This is a genomic window from Mycobacterium sp. NGS67 (assembly GCF_059812185.1).
The window spans coordinates 1-396 of record NZ_JCALCF010000092.1 but is presented as its reverse complement, the minus strand read 5'-3'; the positions used below and the strand labels follow the sequence as shown (position 1 = coordinate 396).

1 pseudogene is annotated in these 396 nt (G+C 62.9%); it reads right to left on the bottom strand.

The annotated features are described in order from the left end of the window. Positions 1-396: pseudogene (locus tag AC5Y4D_RS27375) on the bottom strand (hypothetical protein); the annotation flags it as partial.

Genomic DNA, 396 nt, shown 5'->3' with positions numbered 1-396 from the left:
TGAGGCCAGCTCGCCCACATTGCCCACACCCGAAGCCCACGACCCCAGGTTCTGCAATCCCGAACTGCCCGCACCCATGTTGAAAAAGCCCGAGGAACTACCCGAACCACTGTTAAAGAATCCCGACGACGGCGCACCCGTCGTGTTACCGAAACCCGGACCCCCCGGGATCGAGAACGGGATATCGATTGGGCCGACGGTGCCGGTGATACCGCCGAACAGGGTGTATCCCGGGCCCCCGACTACGAAGTTCAGCCGAGGTCCGGTGATCGTTATGGTCGGAACGTTGATGGGACCGACGGTCGAGCCGGCGCGCAGACCGCTGAGGGTTAGCGGGAGCTGGGGAACGGTGAACGGCTGAGTGGTGATGTCGAATGTGCCGCCGGAAATCGTCAG